This is a genomic window from Aestuariivirga sp., assembly GCF_037139295.1.
GTDB lineage: Bacteria > Pseudomonadota > Alphaproteobacteria > Rhizobiales > Aestuariivirgaceae > Aestuariivirga.
The window spans coordinates 1-3,948 of the sequence record NZ_JBAXGR010000181.1 but is presented as its reverse complement, the minus strand read 5'-3'; the positions used below and the strand labels follow the sequence as shown (position 1 = coordinate 3,948).

Sequence of the window (3,948 nt, the reverse complement as noted above, 5' to 3'; positions counted from 1 at the left end):
TGGGTGTGCATGAGATCGCTCACCGCTCCCGGAATGCACGCTCCATCTGGTCCTCGATTGGCTTCATGAGGTACGAAAGAACTGTTCTGTTCTGGGTGCGCATGAAGACCTCTGCCGGCATGCCCGGCACCAGGTGGTTATGATCGAGCTTTGCGAGCTCCTCTTTCGGAATGACGATGCGCGCAAGGTAGTAGGGTGCACCCGTCGTCTGGTCGACCATCAGATCGGCGCTGACGGACAGCAGATTACCGTTCAGCTCCGGGGTCTTCTGGTGGTCAAAGGCAGAGAAGCGAACGAAGGCGGTCTTGTTGCCGTTCACGACCTGGTCGATATCGTGGGTGGCGATCCGCGCCTCCACGATCAGTTCTTCGCCTTGCGGAACGATCAGCATGATCGTCTCGGACTGATTGATGACGCCCCCGACCGTGTTAACGGCCAGCTCGTGGACGATGCCGCCCTGGGGTGCACGGATATCGACACGCTTCAACTGGTCTTCTGCCGCAATGCGGCGCTCCACAAGCTCAGCCTGCTGGGCTGTGTTGTCCCGAAGTTCCTGGATGATGGTCGTCCTGAACTCCTGATCAAGTTGCAGGATCTGCATGCCGGTCTCGGCGATACGTCCCTTCGCCTGGGCGGCGGCTGACTCGAGCTGTCCTCTCTCGCCCTCGAGCCGCGTGGCGTCCCGCTTCAGCTGGTTGACGCGCATCGTCGTCACAAGTTTCATTTTCTCGAGCTCTTCCACGCCCTTGAGTTCGTCCTGGACGATCTCGATTTCCGACTTCTTGGCGTCGATCTGCCGGATCAGGCCGGTGACCTCTTCCCTGAGCTGGAGGATGCGTTCCTCCAATTGCTCCTTTTGCCCTTCGAGCGATTCCCTGCGGCTCTTGAAGAAGGAGGTCTCGCCCGCGATCCGCTTGGCAATGTCGGGATCGTCTTCACGGCCATGGTAGCTTTCCGGAAGTGTGATGGAAGCGGCACCGTCGCGCTCCGCCTCAAGGCGGGCCTCCCGCATGACGAGTTCATCAAGCTGCTTGGTGATCAACTGCAGGTTCGCGCGGCTCACGGTGCCGTCGAGGCGCACAAGCAGGTCTCCGGCCTTCACGATGCTGCCGTTCTTGACCTCGATCTCGGACACAACCCCGCCCGTGGGGTGTTGCACCTTCTTCACCTTCGACTCGACGACGACCATTCCGCTGCTCACAACCGCACCGGAGATATCGGTCCGCGCCGCCCAAACACCAGTCCCGCCCAGAACGAGGGCGATGACCGCGACGCCAGCGAGAATGTGTTTGCGCGCAGATCGCTCGGCAGCCTGGCGAACATCGGGCGTATTGCTCTTCATCATATCACCTCACTGCGTTCTTCGCGCGTCTGTACCGCCCGCAGAACCCGATTGACCTCCGGCTGTGCCGGCATGTTTGATCCTTTGGTGACCGGGCCGGACGGAACCGCTGCCAGCACTTTGCGCAGGACCTCTTCCTTGGGGCCAAAGGCCTGAACCTTGCCGTCGGCCATGGCCATGACCTTGTCGACATTCGCGAGGGCGGAGGGGCGATGAGCGATCACGATCACGATGCCGCCGCGATCCCTGACTTCCTTGATGGCGCCGGAGAGGGCTGTGTCACCCGCCGAGTCGAGATTGGAGTTGGGTTCGTCGAGGACCAGCAAGAAGGGATTGCCATAGAGCGCGCGAGCGAATGCGATGCGCTGGCGCTGGCCGGCCGACAGGCCTCCGCCATTGTCGCCAATGCGTGTCTGGTAACCGTCGCGCAGACCGACAATGAGTTCATGCGCCCCGGCAACCTTTGCGGCGGCGATGATCGCCTCATCAGTCGCCTCAGGATCGAGCCGCGCAATATTCTCTGCGACCGTTCCCTCGAAAAGCTGAATGTCCTGCGGAAGATAACCAATGTGCCGCCCCAGACGCGCCGGCGACCACTGGTCGAGCGACGCCCCGTCAAGGCGGATCGTGCCGGCGCCGACCGGCGGGCGCCAGACGCCCACCAGGGCACGGGCGAGCGTGGACTTGCCGGAGCCGCTCGGCCCGATGATGCCAAGCGCATCGCCAGCCTCGAGAGCGAAGGTGACGTTCTCGATTGTCGGCTTCTTCTGCCCGGGCGGCGCAACGCTGATCCCCTCGACCGAGAGGCTGCGTGCGGGTGGGGGGAGTTCCGTCATCGCCCTGTTCTCACCGGAAACAGACTTCAAAAGGGTGCCAAGCCTGGATGCAGCATGCCGCGCGTCAACAAAGCCACGCCAGTGCTGAATGACCGTCTCGATCGGGGCGAGCGCGCGCGACATGATGATTGATCCGGCGATGATGAAGCCGGCCGAAACCTGACCGATGACCACGAGATAGGCACCAAGCCCGAGAATGCCCGACTGCAGCAGAAGCCTCAGGGCCTTGGAGGTGACACCCATGCCACCAACGGCATCGGATGCCTTGATCTGGTCATCGAGATGACGGTCGGTGATTTCACGCCACCGGGCAAGCAGGGTGGGGCCGATGCCCATGGCGCGGGTCACTTCGGCATTGCGGGCGGAAAGACCGGCCAACGCGAGCCGCATGCTTCCACTCTGGGCCGAGCGCAAGCTCGGCGACTTGCTGAGCATCTCTGTCGCGACCGTAACCGCAACCAGGAGGAGTGCGCCCGCAATGGCAAACCAGCCCATCGTCGGATGCAACATGAAGATCAACACAAGATAGACCGGGATCCAGGGAAGATCGAACAGGGCCGCGGGGCCCATGCCGGACAGGAACGACCTCACCTTGTCAAGGTCGCGCACCGGCTGAAGGCCATCACCTTCGCCGCGCGACTGAAGCGAAACCGTTTGCATTGCTGAGAAAACGTCATCCCGGAGCGCCTCGTCCACGCCCAGTCCAACCCGGCTCATGATGCGTGACCGAATAAGGTCCAGCACACCATTCGCAACGAACAGCACGACCAACAGGACCGTGAGCCCAATCAGTGTCGGTATGCTGCGGGAGGGTATGACGCGGTCATAGACCTGGAGCATGTATAGCGACCCGGTCAAGGCCAGCAGATTGATGACACCGGAAAACACGGCGACACCGAGGAGCATCCCCGATCGCTTGCGGAGGGCCTGTCCGACACTCAGTTTTTCTTTGCTACGCATGCTTGATCTCTGCTGACTGTGTTGCGTTGAACGTTTTCGAGTAGTGTCCGCAACCCCGGATATGCAATCTGCGGTCTTGGAACGCCCGGTAGAGCGTTTCCTGTCGTGAATTGGAGACGGGGCATTGAACCCCGTCTCCAGTTTGTTGTGCGTCAGAAGACTTTTAGCCTCTTTTTTAGAGGATGAAGTCTCCTGCAACCAGGCTTGCCGGAGCATTTACCAGAGTAATCGTAAAGTCGGAGCCATTGTTGCCGTTAACGTTACCCTGCAGCTGACCATTCTCGTACCTGAGCTGGCCGAGGCCCGTGAAGGCAGCGTCCCCGATGAACTCGAAGTGCTGCACTCCAGCGGCGGAGCTGGCGTCGATGGCGGACAAGTCGATTTGATCCTGACCGTGCGTGAAATCCAGGATCTGGTCATTGCTAGCCAGGTTCTTGCCGATCTCCTTGATGTTCGCGCTGAAGTGGAAGACGTCGTTTCCAGCTCCACCGGTCATGATGTCACGCGCTGCGGAGCCGAACAGGAAGTCGATTCCGTTTCCGCCGTCGAGGGTGTCACGCCCCGCTCCGCCGTTGAGCGTGTCGTTGCCGTCGCCGCCTTTCATGATGTCATTGCCGGCGCCGCCGAAGAGAATGTCGTTACCCTCGTCGCCGTTCAGCGTGTCGTTTCCGGCGCCGCCGTCCAGCGTGTCGTAGCCACCCTTGCCGTTCAGGGTGTCCTTGCCACCCATGCCGAAAATGATGTCATCGTTAGCTGTGCCGTCGTGCACCTGACCCTTGCTGGTGCCCGTGATCGTGATCCCGGGAACAT

Annotated in this window: 2 protein-coding genes and 1 pseudogene; all 3 read right to left on the bottom strand. The window is 61.1% G+C overall.

Annotation, left to right across the window (positions count from 1 at the left end):
• Positions 1–19: 19 nt before the first annotated feature.
• Positions 20–1,345, bottom strand: coding sequence for an HlyD family type I secretion periplasmic adaptor subunit (locus WCJ41_RS20400; RefSeq protein ID WP_336907674.1), 1,326 nt, complete (start codon positions 1,343–1,345; stop codon positions 20–22).
• Positions 1,342–3,354 (bottom strand): type I secretion system permease/ATPase, encoded by a 2,013-nt coding sequence (locus WCJ41_RS20395; protein WP_336907673.1) that lies wholly within the window; start codon positions 3,352–3,354, stop codon positions 1,342–1,344. The genes WCJ41_RS20400 and WCJ41_RS20395 overlap by 4 nt, the downstream gene beginning before the upstream one ends.
• Positions 3,314–3,948 (bottom strand): annotated as a pseudogene (locus WCJ41_RS20390) (hypothetical protein); the annotation flags it as partial. The gene WCJ41_RS20395 and the pseudogene WCJ41_RS20390, both read right to left, overlap by 41 nt.

Coding starts and splice junctions, on each gene's coding strand:
- WCJ41_RS20395 (WP_336907673.1), bottom strand. CDS start 3,354: ATGCTCCGGCAAGCCTGGTTGCAGGAGACTTCATCCTCTAAAAAAGAG.
- WCJ41_RS20400 (WP_336907674.1), bottom strand. CDS start 1,345: ATGATGAAGAGCAATACGCCCGATGTTCGCCAGGCTGCCGAGCGATCT.